At 44.4% G+C, this 714-nt stretch carries 1 protein-coding gene; it reads right to left on the bottom strand.

Features of this window, described 5'->3' with window-relative positions:
* Window positions 1-6 precede the first annotated feature (6 nt).
* The coding region (nhaR, locus tag R7Q46_RS27050; protein ID WP_318078241.1) for a transcriptional activator NhaR at window positions 7-714 on the bottom strand (708 nt) is incomplete at its 5' end.

The following is a 714-nucleotide window of genomic DNA, read 5'->3' as shown; positions in this document are numbered from 1 at the left end:
ACGGGTTTACTCAAACATTTGACTGAAATCAGCATCACATACGTTTTTTACCGCAGGATGCTGAATCATTCGCTCGGCGAAAATAACGTAATACTCTTCTTTCAAATCCTCAACATGACCGATCAACTGTAGGCTGCGGTCATCTTCGATTTCTGACATGTAAACCGTCGGCGCCAAAAAGATCACATCATCACGGTATCTCGCAAAGGCTTTCATCAACGCGACGTCATCAAACTCTCCCAAGACATCAGGTTGTAATCCTTGGCGATCAAACCATTGAATGACTTTTCGCCCCATCGCCGTTCGACTTGCTGGGATCAACAGCTTTTTCTTTTCCAAAATTTCAGGGAACTTGACGTCTGGAATGTCAGAAGATGCAAAGAAACTCATGCTACTCTCGCCAAGCTTCTTACTATAAAGGCCTGGGCTTTGCGTCGAGTCCACCGGGCAATCAGAAAGAATCATATCCAACTTGTGCTGCGATAGCCGTTCTAATAACAGTTCGTGCGTCGACTCGTAACAACGTAAGTGGATACTGTTGTCTTCAGGCACGGTTGTCATCAGTACTTTACTAACTAGCCGTTTTGACAGCGCATCGGCTACACCAACTTCAAACAAAATGTTGGAGTGCTGACTGTAGTTCACAATATCAAGCATCTCATAGCTTAAACCAAACATACGATCCGCATATTTGAAGACCAATTGTCCGAGTTC

Source organism: Vibrio sp. 811 (assembly GCF_033339195.1).
This window is presented reverse-complemented; position numbering and strand designations above follow the sequence as displayed.